This is a genomic window from Mucilaginibacter sp. P4_A11, from assembly GCF_056402535.1.
On sequence record NZ_JBFUHE010000002.1, the window covers coordinates 138,218 to 156,089 of the forward strand.

General features: G+C 43.2%; 14 protein-coding genes. 2 read left to right on the forward strand and 12 right to left on the reverse strand.

Annotated features, from left to right (window positions below):
* Positions 1-10 precede the first annotated feature (10 nt).
* The 11 genes from AC1DUD_RS04420 to AC1DUD_RS04470 form a co-directional block, all read right to left on the reverse strand.
* Positions 11-1,162 carry a Gfo/Idh/MocA family protein gene (locus tag AC1DUD_RS04420; protein ID WP_477372025.1) on the reverse strand — a complete coding sequence of 384 codons (1,152 nt, stop codon included), beginning with the start codon at positions 1,160-1,162 and terminating at the stop codon, positions 11-13.
* 147 nt (positions 1,163-1,309) lie between these two features.
* Positions 1,310-1,876, reverse strand: a complete 567-nt coding sequence (locus AC1DUD_RS04425; RefSeq protein ID WP_121233912.1) for a gluconate 2-dehydrogenase subunit 3 family protein — start codon at positions 1,874-1,876, stop codon at positions 1,310-1,312.
* 109 nt (positions 1,877-1,985) lie between these two features.
* A complete protein-coding gene (locus AC1DUD_RS04430; protein WP_477372028.1) occupies positions 1,986-3,413 on the reverse strand; it encodes a Gfo/Idh/MocA family protein in 1,428 nt (475 codons plus the stop codon).
* A gap of 36 nt (positions 3,414-3,449) precedes the next feature.
* Positions 3,450-5,129 (reverse strand): GMC oxidoreductase, encoded by a 1,680-nt coding sequence (locus tag AC1DUD_RS04435; protein ID WP_477372030.1) that lies wholly within the window; start codon positions 5,127-5,129, stop codon positions 3,450-3,452.
* A 243-nt stretch (positions 5,130-5,372) separates the two neighbouring features.
* Positions 5,373-7,088 carry a GMC oxidoreductase gene (locus tag AC1DUD_RS04440; protein ID WP_477372032.1) on the reverse strand — a complete coding sequence of 572 codons (1,716 nt, stop codon included), beginning with the start codon at positions 7,086-7,088 and terminating at the stop codon, positions 5,373-5,375.
* Between the two features lie 3 nt (positions 7,089-7,091).
* On the reverse strand, positions 7,092-7,703 hold the full coding sequence (locus AC1DUD_RS04445; RefSeq protein ID WP_477372034.1) for a gluconate 2-dehydrogenase subunit 3 family protein: 612 nt from the start codon (positions 7,701-7,703) through the stop codon (positions 7,092-7,094).
* 183 nt (positions 7,704-7,886) lie between these two features.
* Positions 7,887-8,801 carry a TIM barrel protein gene (locus tag AC1DUD_RS04450; protein WP_477372036.1) on the reverse strand — a complete coding sequence of 305 codons (915 nt, stop codon included), beginning with the start codon at positions 8,799-8,801 and terminating at the stop codon, positions 7,887-7,889.
* A gap of 16 nt (positions 8,802-8,817) precedes the next feature.
* Entirely contained in the window at positions 8,818-10,347 is a 1,530-nt protein-coding gene (locus AC1DUD_RS04455; protein WP_477372038.1) for a TolB family protein, read from the reverse strand.
* Between the two features lie 874 nt (positions 10,348-11,221).
* Positions 11,222-12,301: a fatty acid desaturase gene (locus AC1DUD_RS04460; RefSeq protein ID WP_477372040.1), complete on the reverse strand. Its 1,080-nt coding sequence runs from the start codon at positions 12,299-12,301 to the stop codon at positions 11,222-11,224.
* Positions 12,302-12,559: 258 nt separating this feature from the next.
* Entirely contained in the window at positions 12,560-14,464 is a 1,905-nt protein-coding gene (locus tag AC1DUD_RS04465) for an ATP-binding protein (RefSeq protein ID WP_477372042.1), read from the reverse strand.
* A 55-nt stretch (positions 14,465-14,519) separates the two neighbouring features.
* Entirely contained in the window at positions 14,520-15,086 is a 567-nt protein-coding gene (locus tag AC1DUD_RS04470; RefSeq protein ID WP_477372044.1) for an acyl-CoA thioesterase, read from the reverse strand.
* Positions 15,087-15,393: 307 nt separating this feature from the next.
* Here AC1DUD_RS04470 and AC1DUD_RS04475 point away from each other — a divergent pair, with 307 nt between their 5' ends.
* Both AC1DUD_RS04475 and AC1DUD_RS04480 read left to right on the forward strand, forming a co-directional pair.
* The gene (locus tag AC1DUD_RS04475; protein WP_477372046.1) at positions 15,394-16,107 is read left to right on the forward strand and encodes a hypothetical protein; all 714 of its coding nucleotides are present in this window, start codon (positions 15,394-15,396) and stop codon (positions 16,105-16,107) included.
* 339 nt (positions 16,108-16,446) lie between these two features.
* Positions 16,447-17,244, forward strand: coding sequence for a hypothetical protein (locus tag AC1DUD_RS04480; protein WP_477372048.1), 798 nt, complete (start codon positions 16,447-16,449; stop codon positions 17,242-17,244).
* A 124-nt stretch (positions 17,245-17,368) separates the two neighbouring features.
* On the opposite strand, the gene AC1DUD_RS04485 is transcribed toward AC1DUD_RS04480, so the two are convergent.
* On the reverse strand, positions 17,369-17,872 hold the full coding sequence (locus AC1DUD_RS04485) for an FKBP-type peptidyl-prolyl cis-trans isomerase (RefSeq protein ID WP_477372050.1): 504 nt from the start codon (positions 17,870-17,872) through the stop codon (positions 17,369-17,371).

Genomic DNA, 17,872 nt, shown 5'->3' on the forward strand with positions numbered 1-17,872 from the left:
AGATGGTAAATTAAATAGTGAAGTCAGTCCATTTGGCATCCGATTTACCAGATGCTATCACATTTTCAATAAAGGCCATTCCACGAACGCCCTCTTCAATACCCGGGAAGTCCAGCTCCTCAGGAGTTGCTTCCTTACCCGCTAAACCGGCTTTAACCGTTAAAGCAAAGTTGCGGTATAAATTAGCGAATGCTTCCAAATACCCTTCGGGGTGACCAGCTGGTGTACGGGTGTTATGCTGTGCAAATGAACTGGTATATCCCCCGCCTGTACGCCAGGTTTCGGCAGGTTTATCGGTATACATTACCGTTAATGAATTAGCATCACTCTGGTGCCATTCCAAACCACCGTTTTCACCATACACCCTGATCTTTACATTATTTTCTTCGCCGGCTGCAATTTGGGTAGCAGTAAGCACACCGCTTGCACCGTTATTGAATTTCAATAAAGCAGCGCCGTCGTCATCAAGCTTGCGGCCTTCAACTACGATATTGATATCGGCACAAATCTTTGTAACCTGTAAACCGGTAACATACTCGGCCAGGTTAAAGGCGTGTGTGCCTATATCTCCCATGGCTCCTGCAATCCCGCTTTTACCTGGGTCGGTACGCCATGAGGCTTGTTTGTTATCTTCTCCTTCTAAAAAGCTGCTCAACCATCCCTGCGGATATTCAACATAAACTTTTCTTACCGCACCTATAGCACCCGCTTTGATCAGTTGCTTAGCTTCCTTAACCATCGGGTAACCGGTGTAGGTATGTGTAAGGCAAAACAGTTTACCTGACGCATTCACTACTTTTTCCAGCTCTTTAGCTTCCTCAAGCGAAAAAGTCATGGGTTTATCAAGCACAACGTGAAAACCATTTTCAAGCGCCATTTTGGTTGGGGCAAAATGCACGTGGTTAGGCGTTACAATGCTAATCACCTGCACACGCTCATCTTCGGGCAGTTGTTTTTCTTTTTCAATCAGTTCCTGGTATGAGCTGTATGAACGACTTGCAGGTAAACCAAGCAATAAACCGCTGGCCTGCGATTTTTCGGCATTGCTGCTAAAAGCACCGCAAACCAATTCATACTCGCCATCAATACGGGCAGCTATCCGGTGTACGGCGCCAATAAAGGCACCTTGTCCGCCGCCGATCATTCCTAATCTTAATTTCATTTGTTTTTGTTGGGGTTGATGTTTTTTGATTAAAGGCTTCTCAATCGATTGTATACATCAAAAACAGCATTATTACATAATGCTGTTTTTGATGGCAATTCAAATTTTGTAAAAACCAAAAGTATAATCAATTGATATTGCAATTTTTTAGGTTGCCCAGGCTTTATCGCCTTTTTTGTATGGCAGGTTACCATCATATTTACCCGGAACGGCAATATAACGTAACGCCTGTGTAGCACCCGGTTTTGAAGTGAAGAAACCCAGCAGGGTTAATTCTTTCAGCATCCTGAAGTAATGGTTAGGATCTTCAGGCTTTTTGGTTTTGGTATATTCTTTTTGTTCTTTGTCAAGCGCAGTTAATAATTCGGTACGTTGCTCAGGAGTAGCCTCCAAAAACTTTTTACCGAATTTTTTGTCGCTTGCGTCATTCAGGTCTTTCAAACCTTTAGTAAAGATCTTCTGATCATCGGCAGTGTAGCAATCCTGTACCATTACCGTCATAAACTTACCTATTTCGGCTGCTTTAGCACCTGGGGTTGAAGTTGCAGGCAAAATGGTTTCGCCAATTTCATCCATCAGGGCCACATCATCCTGTGTAAAAAGGTCGTTTACTTTTGGCGAAGATGGTTTACATCCGGAGATGAAGAACTCGGCGCCGATAATGGTACCGCCAAGGATCAAACCTACCCTGCCTATCGCTTCTCTTCTATTCATGTTTAATAATTGATTTAATGAATTAGTTGGGTTTGTGAATAGTGTTTACCAGACTTACGAAGTTTTAAAACTCCGTAAGTCTTTTCCCAACTAATCACGTATTCCTAAATTACGCTTTTAACACGAAACCTTCGCGGTAATCGCGTTTAATATATCGATTAACGGCATCAAAGTTGGTAACTTTCATAGCCTGGTTATCCCATACCAGTTTTACCCTGCCGCCATTTAGCTCATGACCGCGCACCGCAAGGTTAGCCATCAATAATGCCTCAGTAAGCGGACCAGCTTTATCAAAAGATGAGCTCAGTTCAGTTTTACCGTAACCGGCAATACAACCTTCAACCCATTGCGCATAGTGGCCATTAGCACCACCCTGTACACGTGCCCATTTTTGCGGGGCTTTAGCGCTTTTGGTAAGCGATTTTGGCAACAATGTCGCTGCATCAGAATAGGTGCTCGCATACATTTTACCTTTTGTACCGATAAACAGCGTACCGTTACCTTCTTCACCGCCAAAATCTTCGCTCGCTAATAATTCAGCAGGTCTTTCTGGTTGGATACCACCATCCATCCAGTGCAGGGTAACATCGCCTTTGGTTTTATCCGTTTTAGGGAATGTTAAAGTGATATGGCTTGACGGAGGGCAGCTTTCAGGGAAATGGCCTTCTTTAAACTCATCTACATAAACACTGCCAACACTGGCCTGTACATCTTTGGCATACTGGATACCCAATACGCGGAAAGGTGCTTCAACAAGGTGGCAGCCCATATCGCCAAGGGCGCCTGTACCGTAATCCCACCAGCCGCGCCAGTTAAATGGTACCAGTTTATCAACATAATCTTTTTTAGGTGCAGTACCCAGCCACAGGTCCCAATCCAATTCTTTCGGAATGTTTTGCTGTGGCGGCGGCCAGGCTATACCCTGAGGCCAAACAGGGCGGTTTGTCCAGCAGTAAACAGTATGTACATCACCAATCAGGTCGGCATCATACCATTCTGACATTAAGCGTGTGCCATCATTTGATGCCCCCTGGTTGCCCATTTGTGTAACCACTTTATATTTTTTGGCAGCCTCGGTTAATAAACGGGCTTCCCAAATATCATGGGTTAATGGTTTCTGAACATAAACGTGCTTATTTAACTGCATCGCATTGTATGTGATGATAGCATGGTTATGATCGGGAGTCGAAACCGATACAGCGTCAAAATGCTTGTGTTCTTTGTCAAACATTTCGCGCCAGTCTTTATAATATTTTGCTTTAGGGAAATCGCTGCGTGATTTGGCCGCTCTTCTGTCGTCCACATCGCAGAGGAAAGCGATTTCAGCTTTACCACTTTTGTAAAAATTAGCAATATCGCTTTGTCCTTTACCACCGGCACCTACGCCGGCAATCAATAACTTATCGCTTGGAGCTATAAAACCTTTACCGCCCAAAACATGGCGTGGAACTATCATAAAACCAGCGGCCGCAATGGCGCTGCTTTTAATAAATTGCCGTCTCGACGGGTTTGGGGTTTTGTCCTTTTCTTCAGTCATAGGTGTTCTTATTAGGTTGTTTTTATGTGATACTGATTAAATTTCTCCCTTTTTAAGTGCGTCTACCGCATAATTAGCCGCACGTGCGGTCAGCGCCATGTAAGTAAGCGACGGGTTTTGACATGCGGCCGATGTCATACAAGAGCCATCGGTAACAAATACGTTTTTAGCATCCCAAACCTGGTTCCATTGGTTCAATACTGATGTTTTTGGATCGCGGCCCATACGAGCGGTGCCCATTTCATGGATACCACGGCCCAGGTACGGATTATTATTGCCGGTTTGCACATCTTTACAGCCAATAGCCTCCAGCATTTCCTTACCGTCTTTTTCCATATCGATACGCATTTTTAGCTCGTTCTCTTTCAATTCGGCATCAATGGCAACAACTGGAAGGCCCCATTTATCTTTTTTAGTTTTGTCGATAGTAACTTTGTTATCATGGTATGGTAATGTTTCGCCGAAAGCGCCCATACCAACATGCCATGCCCCCGGTTCAGTTAATGCATCCTTAAATGCGCCACCGATATTTAATTCGGCAATATCACGGCTCCATCCTTCACGGCTTGCCGAACCCTGGTAACCAAAGCCGCGGATATAATCACGTTTTTCGCCGTTAAGGTTGCGGTAGCGCGGGATATAGAAACCATTGGCACGACGACCGAAGTAGTATTTATCCTCATAGCCTTCAAACCTGCCCGAAGCACTAACGTTTAGGTGATGGTCCATCAGGTTGTGGCCTAATTCACCGCTGCTACTGCCTAAACCGCCATCCCAAACATCGGTAGCCGAATTCATCAGGATCCAGGCCGAGTTAATGGTTGAAGCGTTTACGAAAACTATCTTAGCGAAGTACTCATAAGTTTGGTTGGTTTCTGCATCCAATACTTCAACGCCTTTGGCTTTTTTGGTGTCCTTATCGTACAAAATTTTGGTAACGATAGACCACGGGCGAACGGTTAAATTACCGGTAGCCATAGCCGCAGGCAAAGTAGCTGATTGCGTACTGAAGTAAGCACCGAACGGACAGCCTAACCAGCATTTGTTACGGTACTGGCAGTTGGTACGGTTGTTATGAGGTACAGTGATATTAGCCGTACGGCCAATAATCATATGACGTGCTTCTTTATAATACTCTTTCAAACGTTTTGAAACATCTTTTTCAACCACGTTCATTTCCATAGGCGGCATAAAATCACCGTCAGGAAGAATAGGCAAACCATCTTTATTACCCGAAATACCTGCAAATTGCTCGGCATAGCTATACCATGGTGCAATGTCTTTGTAACGGATAGGCCAATCCACAGCTATACCATCTTTTAAGTTGGCTTCAAAGTCAACGTCAGCCCATCGGTATGACTGTCGGCCCCACATCAGTGACCGGCCGCCTACATGGTAGCCACGAAACCAGTCAAAACGCTTTATTTCGGTATACGGGCTTTCTTTATCACTTGCCCAATAGTCAAGATTGGTTTCATTTAGCGGATAATCGCGTTTAAGAACCGGGTAATCATCGATCATTTTTTGGGTACGACCGCCTCTGTGCGGAAATTCCCATGGATCTTTGGTAGCATTTACGTAATCTTTAATATGCTCGATATTACGACCACGCTCAAGCATGATGGTTTTCAAACCCTTTTGTGTTAGTTCCTTGGCAGCCCACCCGCCTGAAATTCCTGAGCCAATGACTATTGCGTCATAAGTGTTTGCAGACATACGAATAATATGATTAGTTTAATTTGTTTAGTACTTGGTTGTCTCGTTAAATGTATGAATAAAATTCATTTTCCAAATATTGCATTGTGTTTTTTTTACACAAAGCCTCTTTATCAGTTAGCAGTTTTCGGTTTGCAGTTGGCAGTATCTGTCGGCCGTTTGCTCCCATTTCTTTATTAGCAGTTGAATCAAACTTCAACACTTTTTAACTGCCTACTGCCTGCTCAAAACTGCCAACTGCTACTATATATTCCCCTTTTTCATCTCGCTCATGGCATAATCAGCAGCCCTTGCTGTAAAGGCCATATAAGTTAGTGACGGATTTTGGCATGAGGTTGATGTCATGCTGGCGCCGTCGGTAACAAATACGTTTTTAACGCTGTGTACCTGGTTCCATTTATTCAATATCGATGTTTTAGGATCGTTACCCATGCGCGCACCGCCCATTTCGTGGATATCCAAACCAGGGGCACGTTTATCGGTACTGGCTTTGATATTAGTAAAGCCCGCGCTGGTAAACATCTCGGTTAGCTGCTCCACATAATCCTTCTTCATCTTTTCATCGTTATCGTCGTAATCAACGTTCATCTTTAATAATGGCACACCCCACGCATCTTTTTGCTTATCATCGAGACTTACAAAATTGCTTTCCTTCGGGATGGTTTCACCCATCATGTGTGAGCCTACATGCCATGGGCCAAGCTCTTTATTAGCCAGGTTATTTTTCAGGCTGCTGCCTACGCCATCCCAGCTGCGTTGTGGATAACGATAAGCACTAAAGCCCGATGCATAGCCGCGTAAAAAGTCGGTTTCCTGCTTATATACGTTCCTGAACCGTGGCATGTAACCACCGCCGGCAGGATTACGGCCATCTGTTGTCCATTCTTTAGCGCCATCATACTCAGCACCAATATGGGCCGAATAATTATGGAACGCTACATATTTACCCAGCACACCGCTATCATTACCCAAGCCATTAGGGAAGCGGTGCGATTTAGAATTAAGCAATATCAGGTTGGTATTTAACGCCGCAGCATTAACGAATATTACCTTGGCGTAATACTCTATAGCTTCTTTTGTATTGGTGTCGATAACCCGCACGCCGGTAGCTTTACCCAGCTTATCATCATAAATAACTGATTCTACCACCGAGAAAGGCCTTAATGTTGCATGTCCCGATTTCAATGCCCATGGAATAGTAGTGGCATTGGCGCTAAAATATCCGCCAAACGGGCACCCCCGTTCACAAATTGTACGCCGCTGGCATTGAACCCGGCCCTGATCCAGATGGATCTGGTTAGGGGTCGATAAGTGCGCGCAACGTGCGCTGATCACATACCGGTTTTTATATTTACTTTTTACGTGATCTCTAAAATATTCTTCGACGGTGTTTAGCGGAAATGCGGGCAGAAACTCACCGTCCGGCAGTTCGGCAATACCATCCCTATTGCCAGCGATGCCGGCAAATTTCTCTACATAGCTATACCATGGCGCAATATCCTTATAACGAATAGGCCAGTCGACAGCGAAACCATCGCGGGCAGGACCTTCAAAGTCAAAATCGCTCCAACGCTGGGTTTGACGCGCCCATAACAGAGATTTGCCACCAACCTGGTAACCACGGATCCAATCGAAAGGTTTATCCTGTACATATGGATGTTCAGCATCCTTTACAAAAAAATGCGCGGCACTTTCTCCAAATGCATAGCAACGGTTTACAATAGGGTTGGCGTCCTGAACAGCCGCGGGCAACTCGCCCCGGTGTTCAAACTCCCAGGGATACATATTGGTGGTAGGATAATCTTTAATGTGTTTTACATCCCGTCCACGTTCCAATATCAGGGTTTTCAACCCTTTATCGGTAAACTCTTTAGCGGCCCATCCCCCGCTCATGCCTGAGCCAATTACTATCGCGTCGAAAGTGCGTTCCTTAACGCTGTCGATATTTAAATTAGCCATTACTTATACCGCTTGCTTTTGTTTATAAGGAAAATGCGCATTGTACCTGCCCGGCACAAGCTCATAAACTACCTCTTTAGTCAGGAAATATTTTGAATTGGTGTAGCCGTTTATAGTTTGATTTTTTACTATGAAGTAGAAAGCCTGCAATTCACCGGGATACTTGCTTGTTACCGACGAAGCACCGGCCGGAATCTTTTTACCACCAATAGCCGAAGTTTTTTCACTGTATATTTTAGCTTCCTTTTCTATATCAAGCAAAAACGCTTCACGCGTTTCAGTACTGAGCTGATTAAACGTTTTACCGTATTGTTTCAAAACAACATCATTAAACTGGCTAATACCTGTTACAAAAGTTTCCTGCTCTCGCTTTCTATAGCAATCATCTACCATCTTCAGCACAAATAAATGCAGCAACAAATCTTTAGCCCCAGGCGTTGTTGTTTTGGGAATCACAGTTTCTGAAATATCACCTATCAGTTGCTCGTGATCGGCAGTGATATCGATGTTTTTGAGTGCTACCTTCGACTTTGCTTTATCCTGCGAACAGGCCGGGAGCAATGCTGCCCCTCCTATTATCAAAGCCAGGTTTTTAATGACGGTACGCCGATCCATTGTTTAAACTAAATTGTTTTAGCGAAGCCCGTTTTATCTGCCATGTTATATTTAAACTATTGGACAGATAACGGGTAAGGCTTATTATGATTTATAACGTATCTCCAAACTTAATAATTACAATTTAAAATCAAAGCCTGGAAAAATTAAATCTTCACGAAGGTGTAAGTTAGCTTTATACTATTAATAGCCCCATTTTTTCATGATTTGTAAATTAATTTTTACACAATCGATTGGGTCTTTGCCCTGGTATGCTTCCTGTTCAATAATGAACAACGATGTGCCTCCTTTTTTTGCCCCGGCCTTTACAATATCTTTAACAGGCAATATTCCGGCACCCAAAATTGTGCTTTCGGTATCATCACCATCATGAGGTGGTACTTTAATTTCGTCTTTTACGTGCATGGACTGGAACCGGCCGGGATATTTATTGATAAACTCCAGTGCCTTACCGCCTGTGCTAACCATGTTACCGATATCAATTTGCTGGGCCACCAAAGCCGGATCGGTATTTTGAATTATATAATCGTAAAGGGTAATTTCGCCAACTTTGGTACTGATCTCAAAGTTATGGTTGTGATAACCAAACATCATTGACGATTGCTTGCAAAGTTCACCACACTTATTAAACTGCTCCATTGTACGTTTCAGGGCATCGGTATCTGTGCGCACCTTTTCATCAAGCCATGGGCTTATCACAAACTTTTGCCCCAGGGTGGCTGCATCCTCAACAGTATATTTCCAGGCATCGGTAAAATCATTTTTAGATGCATCCCAATGTTGAGGTGTCATTACGGTATGGCCGCTTGGCATTTTCAGGTCAAGATCGGCCAGGACTTTTTTAAATTCTTTGGCAGTATAGCCATAAAATTTCCTGTCGATATAATTAGCATGCTCCACATGTACATAGCCCGCATCAGCGATCTTTTTAAGCGTCCCCTGCGGATCGGCTTTCATGGCATCACGTACGCTGTACAACTGTACCCCCACCCTTTTAAGCTTATTATCCGTTGCGGCAAATAAGCTATCAGGAAGTAGTGCCGCTCCGGCAACTGCCATTGCGCCGGTTTTTAAAAATGATCTGCGTGATGTATACATGGTTATATGTTTAAGGTTATTTTGCTATCGGGAATACAGGAAACAATAAATCAGAATTACTTACAAATGCCAGGTGTTTACTATCCGGCGCCCACGACGGGGTATTGATAGTACCCTGACCGCCGTACAGGTAAGCTACCACTTTTGACGGGCCGCCACCAACCGGCATCACCCTTAAAAATACGTGTTTGTAAAAAGGATGGTCGCCGGGGGATACCTCGTTTTTGAAAAAGGTGATATAAACGATCCATTTACCATCGGGCGAGATATGCGGGAACCAGTTATTGTAATCATCGTTGGTAAGCTGGGTTTGCTCACTGCCGTCGGCTTTCATGCGCCAGATCTGCATCAGGCCGCTGCGTACCGAGTTAAAGTAAATGTACTTACCATCGGGCGAATATTCAGGGCCATCATCCAAACCGGGTGTTGTGGTAAGCCGCTCTTCAGGGCCACCGCCTGCCGGGATCCGGTATACATCAAATTCCTTATTGCGCTCGCCGCAAAAAACAAGGTATTTATTATCGGGCGACCAGCCGTGCATGTAACTTGCCCCATGGCCTGTTTGTGTAACCCGCGTAGCTTCACCACCGGCCGATGACACGGTATAACCAATAGAAGGGCCGCCATCGCCGCTGCTGATAACCAGCATTTTGCCATCGAAAGAAAGCACATGATCGTTATTGTTATTTTTGGCGATGCCAGTATTCAGCAGAGTTGGCGTATGCGATTTCAGGTCGAACTTAAAAAGTGAACCCTCACTGTTATAAACGAGCGATTTGCCGTCAACCATCCAATTGGGGGCCTGGATAGATTTTGGCGACTGGTAAACTACCGTAGCATTCTGGCTTTCCAGGTCGAGCAATTCGATAGCGCTGCCTAAGTATTGTTTGTAAGGCACCAGTGTGGCCGGGGCAGGTGTAACTATCCTTACATTATTAAATACCGCTTTTTCAGTAACATCTGCATTGTGCGAGCAGATGAAGATCCCCACATAAACATCATCGCCCAGATCAAGGTCGGTTACTTCCTCACTCACAAACAAATCGCCTTTGCGAGCTACCGACATGGTATAGGTGTTGCCTTTGCGTTCCAGCTGGATCACGTCGGCGGCGGTGATGGATGCTTTCTTTTCTTCAGTTATGCCGCTTATCGTTTTACGGTATTGGAGCGAGGTTAAACCATCGCCATGCACAACCGCGTTGATCTGTTTTGAATTTGAATCGAGCGTACTGCGCACCATTAAGCCAACCTTGCGATGCAACTCAACACCTTTACCTATGAAAGCTGCATTAGTGCGGAGAATAAAATCGCCTTTCATCTTCTTCCACACAAAATGAAAGTCATCATGTGTAGCCCAGATGTTTTGTCCCGAACCGGTTAGAGTATATTGCTGTTGCTTGGCATCATATACCCCACTACCCGGATGTTTGACCGTACCTACATCGGTTTGCCCCTCAAAGATTCCGGGACTTTGTGCATTTGCTTTTGTAGCTGATAAAGCAACGTAAGCCAGGCATAAAACAAAACTGAATATTTTACTGCGCATTGGTTTTTAGGCGTTTAGTGTGCACTATAATTGGTTCACTAAAGGTATATAATCAATTTGCAATTAAGATAGTATTATTTTAACATTTCTCCTGATTTTTTAAATATAGCCAGATTTTTACAAAGTGTATTTTTAACACCTTTAAGGGCTTTCTATTGTAACAAAATGGCCGTCCCAATTTTTTGATTCTCCATAAAAAAGCAGAAAAAGCCCCGGTGCTCTTTTTTATTAAAACGGACATGTTCCAAATTCTGAGTGTAAAAACGCGGAACACCTTTCTCATGAAACATATTGATAATCAAATAATTAACATTCCAATCGAAACATTACTAAATACCTGACAATCAATAAATAAAACCATTAAGAGTAAAAAGAAGTAATTATAGAACAGTGTTGAAACGTTTCCTTATTTTTCGTTTTTTTTGATGCTTTTTTGAGCCTTTTTAAAGCATCGTTATTGTTCTACTTGTGATGGTGACAAAATAGTGCCACCAATATTTTTTCGGAGTTGTGGTATTATTGCTGCGCTACCCGAAGTCTCCGACTTCGGGGCGATACGAATGGCTGGTGCCCCCCCTGCAACTGTTGGGGAGATTTTTATAATTCTCTCCTTGGGGGGGGGGCGGCGGCATGTGTATTGGCAGGGAGGGGTTTATGCGCCATTTCAAACGGATAATCCTATCGGTGAAACCCCTCCCTACACCGCTCCAAGGGAGGGAAACGCACAATCCCGCACTTTTTTTCTTCCCAACACCAGTGCTAACAACACCAGCAACTACAAATGACGTGGCTTTTTCACCCAACATTTAAATACAAAAAAGGCCACAGCAATCGTCTCGCTATGGCCTTCCATATGTAATATTATAAAATCAGCTTACTCCGCAGCTACCAATACTTTAGCGTCATCGGCAACCAATACCGCCACAGGTATAGTAACCGGCACGGGGCTGCAGTACTCCTTCAAAAAATCAGCCTTCGAATCGCGGTATGAGCTTACAGCTCCCAGCATACTCATCAATTTAATATAACACCAGGCCAAATCAAACTGGTATGGTTTAAAGCCTGAACGGGCACTTTTAGGATACAGGTGGTGGTTATTATGCCATTCGCCTGCAACGTAACCCGGCCATAACTGATTGATTGACATATCCTCGCGGTTATGGTCGATACCATCGCGGCGCATATCTTTGCCTTTGCCATGACCTTCATAATTAAATGTACGTACACCAACTGCCCAGATCCCTGCCGAACCAAATACCGCGCAGGCAAGGGCCAGGCCACCTAACAGGTAAAAAGCCGCAAACCAAAAACCCCAGTTGAGTATGATCCCAATTATGGTACGGGTTGGATTGGCAAGGGTACCCCATTTTTGATATTGCTTGTAAGTATTTGTGGTTACCCCTGTATGTTTCATCAGGTTAACGCATTTTTTATAGCAGGCTTCGTCCATGTTGCGGGCTATCGGCTGGTGGTTAACATCGGCCAAAAAGCAATACATAAAACCACCTTGCGCGTTGTACGGATCACCGGGCTGATCAGATAAAGCGTGGTGTACATGGTGCGAAACTGCGTAAATCTCTTCAGGAATAATTTTAAGCGTAAGATTTTGGGTAAAAAAACGCCAGAATTTATTTTTAAAAGTATAAGCGCCATGTGTACAATACCTGTGGTGCCAAATGGTACCATGGGTACCCATAATAATCATGCTGTATACAAAGGCAACGATAAGACCTGTAATACTGAAATATTTAAAAATGAACAGGCCTAAAAACGGTACCAAAGCCACAACCAGCGACCAGCTTAAGAATGAAAGCCAGTTCTTTTTATCCCTGAATACATTAAGCCGTTTAAAAAACTCCTTTACAATTTGCTTGTTGGTGGGCTTTGAGAGATTGCCAAGTTCATCTGTCCAACCATATGCAGGTGGTTCGAGCACAGTGTTTAAAAATGCCATTAAGTTTTGGGGAGGTTAGTTTAAAGAATGGGAAATTTATGTTTATTTTGTCACAATATAGTAAAAAGTACTTATTGCTTATACGTAACAACGACAGAAAAAGATTTAAAGTACCCAACAAATGATTAAAACTTTTTCAAAATAATTAAATTTCTTTATAGGAAATTATAAAAGTTAATACTGACTGCATATTACTTAATAAGCATTAATGATGTAGTAAGATTGGAAATTAAAACAGGAATAATTTTTGAGGAAGGGTTAATCTGTTGTTAGGGGAAGGCTAAAACTAAAGGTGCTGCCCTTGTTCACTTCCGAGTTTACCCATAGCCTGCCGCCGTTAAACTCAATAAGTTCTTTGCATAAAAACAAGCCAATGCCGGTTCCCTTTTCGCCGAAGGTACCTGTTGCCGTATATTTTGTATTGAGGCTAAATAAACCATGAAGTTTTTCGGCGGAGATGCCATTACCTGTATCTGTAATGCTCACCACCAGGCTGCCTTCATCAACATTGCTTAATAAAGTAACAATGCCATTATCACCTGTAAACTTAACAGCATTGCTTACCAGGTTACTTATAACCACTTTTACATGTCGTTCATCCGCCTGCACACACATCCCCGGTAATGCCTTGTTTTCAAACCTGATATTTTTTTGTTGAAAAAGGTAACTAAAGATCCTCCCGATCTCAATACCCGTTAAATGAATATCAACTGCCGATGGCTCATGATTAATCCCCTTGAGCTGGCTGCCCGCCCATTCAAGCAGGTTCGAAAGCGTTAACTCTGCACTCTGCACTACCGGTTCTATTTCCTTCATCAGCTCCTGCACTTCCACATCAGTTAATGCGCCCGTACTATACAACCGTAATATCGAATGCAGGTTAGCCAGCGGCGTACGCAGGTCATGCCCTATTACAGCAAGCAGTTTATCCTTAAGGCTATTAATACCGGTCAGGTTTACAGACTGCTCTTCTATCAATTCTTTCTGGATGAGCAAGGCCTTGTGCTGCTTACGCATCCGGTTTGTTAAAACCCGCTTTTGTTTGTAAAGATAATAGGTAACCGATAAGGCCAATATCACAACCAACAAGGAAATAAGCAGTGTAATGATGATAACCTTCTGCAAATGAATTTTGTCGCCGTATTCCGTAGCTTTTTGCTCAACAGCGGCGATAGCATTAAGGCGGCTGTTCAATTCAAAATAGCTTTGGATCAACTCGGTATTTTTGCGCTTATTGGTTGCGCTGAGACTGTCAAGCGCCTGGGTATATTTTTTTTGATAAGCTAACGACTGCGCCATATCATGCTTTTGTTCAAAACCGTAAGCAATGGTTTTATAGGCCGACGAGATGCCATCCATAACACCGATGCTATCAGATAAAGCCGCGCCTTTTTGAGCAAGGTCAATAGCTTTATCATATTGACTTAGCGCGTTGTAAATAGTAGCGCGCTCAATAAATGAAATGGCCCTCAACCGCCTGTTGTTAACAAGGTAGCTCATATGCAAAGCGGTGTCTGAATAAGCAATTGCCTGCTTATATTGACCTTTTACCCGATAAGCATTAGCAAGCCGGCTATATAAAATGCACAATGCCGGCTGGTTATTAATAACACGGCTAAGCTGCATGGCCAGTTTAGCATTGGCAATCCCCTTATCATATTGCTTCAATTTTACATAAACAAATGATCGTTCGTTATAAACCTCAGCAAGCATTTTCCGGTCGGTGCCGGCAAAACCTGAAGCTACGGTCAAATTTTTCAATCCCAGGTTATAGTTTTGCAAATCGGTGTAAGCCCGGCCTATGGAGCTATAGCAATGTGCCAGCAGCAATGGTTTGTTTTTTGGCAGGTAGTTTAAAGCCGAATTAAAATAAAACAAACTGATAGGGTAATACGACTGCGACCAGTACACATGCCCAAGGTTTAAAAACGCGCAGCCTGTACCCTGGTTATATTTTATTTTTTCCGACAGCAGTAACGCGTGCTCGGCCATAGCCCTCGCCTCATACGGAGCGCTAACGTAGGTTTCTTCAACAACATTATTAAGGCTATCAATAGTTTTGATTAATGCCGGCGATTTTTTCGGGTCAATTCCGTTTTCTTTTTGTGCATAGGCAGTACCATGCATCAATAACAGCAATAATAAACCTAAGGGCCTTGTCATTCGCTAACAGTTTCAGACTGCAATCTAATAATAAACTTAATATACACAATAGCTGCTATCCGGCAACAAGACAGCGCTCCCCCTGTAGCAGTTGAATACAATGCTCATAATTATCAGGCATTTGAATCTGTTCAACTTCTTTCATATAACTCTGCTTAATTTCTTTACGGCGGCGCGCTTCTATAAAACGCCTCACCTGCTCCCGGTTTTCCAGCACCAGGCCAGGTACTTTGGCAGGTTTATTAAACTCATCCTTCGCAACCATAGTGAAGTAGCTGGTATTGGTATGTTTTACCGAATGATTTTTGATATTTTCAGATATCACCCTGATCCCTACTACCAGGGATGTATTGCCTACATAATTTACCGATGCCATGAGCGATACCAGCTCCCCTACCTCCACGGGCTGTAAAAAATCGACAGTATCGATTGAGGCAGTAACGCAATAATTACCCGCGTGTTTGGCGGCGCATACATAGGCTACTTTATCCATTAGAGAAAGCAAGATGCCCCCATGAATCTTTCCACCGAAATTGGAGTACGAGGGGATCATCAGTTCGGTGATAGTGGCCTGTGAAAACGCTACGCTTTTATAGCCGTCGATATCGGATAAGGTGCTCATAAATAGTGATAATTTAGTATAAGGTTAAGCGACAAGTATAACTTACGCAACACAGCATTACATTGTATGAAATCATTAAACCTTTTTTTAATTTAATGGTCAATAACCTAAATTGAACCTAAACTATGAAAAAACACTTATTCCTTACATTTATCAGCATTCTTTTTTTATCAAAGGCATATGCATGGCAATTCCGCGGGGTGCAGGCAACTGTGTTAACAGGGGCTACAGAAGATAATTTGTCCCCCGCTTTTTTTGGAGATACATTAAACGCTGTTATATATTTACAACAATCTATAACCCTGCATTGAAAAAGCTTATTTTATCCTTCATATCAGTATTGTATATCGGATGTGTATTTGCACAAACACCGGCTGCAAATAAAACCGGCCCGGAAACTGTTGTTATAAAACGTCGCCTTACCGATTCGGTAGTGGAACGGTTTAACGTACTTAAAAATAATAAAGGCATTCGCCAGGGCTTATACCAGGCCCTTTATCAAAAAAACTACGCGCTTGCCAGCGGATATTATGACAATGATAAAAGAACCGGCGTATGGCATTTTTTCGATAACAGGGGCCACCTGGTACAAAATTTCGACTACAAAATTAACCAGGTTACTTACGAGGCCCCTGAAGACACCACTTCAAACCTGCAATACTTTGTTGATGTAAAACTTAACGATACGGCCCAAACGACCAAACCGGTTAAAGTAGGCGGCAGATTTTTCGGTTATCTACCCTACCTGACACTCTTTAAGCTGCCGCCCGATTTAATGAACCTTAACCCAAATGTATCATTTGGCGCGGTCGAATTGTTGATTAGTCCGCTGGGCAGGCTTGCATCATTTAAAGTACATGTTTACAGCGGTCAGTTTGAAAAGACTTTTAATATGAGTATCCATGTGCCCGACCCGGCAGATAAGATCTTTGTGCCGGCTACTGTAAACGGCGAAGCGGTAAGCTGCCGGGTATTTATAAAATGCGCTTTCAGGAGTGATGGGGGATTGGAGTTTTATTAGTACCCTTCTAAACCTCCGCCAAAGGAAAGACCCTTATATTCCCCCCCCTGTCCTAAGCTTACGATGTGTTTTCAGGCTGAAATTTTATTAATAAAATTTCAGCCTGCCGGAAAAACCTTTTGCAAAAAATGCAAATTCAACACGCTATAGCATTTTTTTTATTGATTATCCATACAACCCCAAAAGTGCCTTCAAGAGCCAGGCATAATTTAATAATTAGCACTACTGCTGCAGAAAAACCAATTGGGAAGGGCTTAAGGCGATAATTAGTTTTGATATCAGATTTAGGCAACCTTATCAAGCCTAACAAAGATCATTAAAAATTAAAACCTTAAAAAAATGAAACCTTCAACTATCTTACCAGCCATTCAATTATTATTGAACAATGGAACTCCTGCCCCGGGTATCAGCAACAATTATGCAATTCAGTTTGCTTTGGCAATGCACGTAAAGCGGGCCATTTTAAATGCGCTCGCAATTGCCTGCTGCCTGTTTTTAGCAAACTGTACTAAAGAAAAAGTTGAGCCGAACATAGGCCCCGGCCCTGCACCTATGGATGCCACCGCAGCTAATGCAGCTATAGTTACAAATACCACCGGCAGCCCTCTTGACAATTTGAATATCATTGAGATGCCTATAACAAATGGATATTTGTATGGAAATATTGACGGTACTGGTTTGTATAATTTTAAGCCGGCAGCCCGCGAAGTTCTTCATCCCGATGTTGCATCAAGGGTTATCATAAATCCACAACAGGCACAATCCAACCTTAGCATTAACTTTGTAAAAGGCGGTACCCTGCCATCATCAGGAAAGCCATTTTATTTTTTGAAAGTTGCGGACAAATACCTGTCTGTTGGGCTTATCGGACTTTATTTTGCCAATGCTACTCCGCAAAACGAGCAATTAAGCAAGTGGGTATTTACCAAAGGGCCGCAAGTTACCGGTGCGCCTGGCAATACTTTCGTTATCAGCAGTGTAGGCTTTGGCACTACTACCACTATTTATTCATTACAGGTTTTACGTGATGAAAGCAGAAATGAATATTATATCGGTTTCAGACCGCTTAACAGCACCAACAGGCAACAAGTATTTTCCATTGCCAGTTCAAGCTCCCTCCCGCCAAATACCAAATAGCCATACCCTATGCCTGCCGCAATTAACTCATTATTTAAGACGCAAATATGCGCCCGTTCAAAAACAAAAAACCCGCTATTTTCATAACGGGTTTTTTGTTTTGATATCCTGATCAATAATTAACTTAGTGAGCATGGTGACCATCCGGGCCATGTGCGTGGCCGTGTGATAGTTCTTCTTCAGTTGCAGGGCGTACGTTAAGGATATTACCTTTAAAGTGCAGCTCCTGGCCAGCCATTGGGTGGTTAAGGTCAACAATAACGGCATCTTCGGCAATTGAAACCACCATAGCCTGGAAACGGTGGCCCTGGTTATCCTGCAAAGGCAAAATGCTGCCAATTTCAGGTAGTTCGGTACCATCAAACATTTCTTTTGGTAAGTTGGCTACTGCTTCTTCATCATATACGCCATAGGCATCTTCCGCAGATAAGCGAAACTCGTAGCTGTCCCCAGTTCCAAGTGTGCTCAGGTTTTCTTCAAATTTAGGCAACATCTGGCCGGCACCAAATAAAAAGGTTAGCGGCTGTTCCTGGGAGGTACTTTCTACCAAAGTTTCGGTACCGGTGTTTTCGCGGTCTACGTACAAATCGTAGGTTAATGATACTACGTGCTGAGGTGCAATCTTCAT